The organism is Polaribacter sp. 2405UD43-2, assembly GCF_058147125.1.
Genome location: NZ_JBYVJX010000123.1, coordinates 1 through 231 on the forward strand (window position 1 = coordinate 1; position 231 = coordinate 231).

At 19.0% G+C, this 231-nt stretch carries 1 protein-coding gene; it reads left to right on the plus strand.

The window, feature by feature from the left end; genetic code table 11:
* Positions 1 to 202, plus strand: a 202-nt coding sequence (locus tag ACY2RX_RS15000) for a hypothetical protein (RefSeq protein WP_490104762.1), incomplete at its 5' end; no start/stop codon positions are given.
* Between the last annotated feature and the right edge of the window lie 29 nt (positions 203 to 231).

The following is a 231-nucleotide window of genomic DNA, read 5'->3' on the forward strand; positions in this document are numbered from 1 at the left end:
TAAAACAGCTATGAAAGATTTTATTTTTTTCTACCCATATTTTATAGATGTAAATGATAGTAATTTATTTTTAGAAAAGTTAAATACTATTTTAGATAAAGGAAATGACTCAAAGTTAAATGATATTCAAGAAATTATTAAAGAAAAATATAGTTGGTATAACTCAGCAAAGCTTTTAAAATCAATTTTAAAACACAAATAATCTTTTTACTTGATAAAGAGATAAAAAAT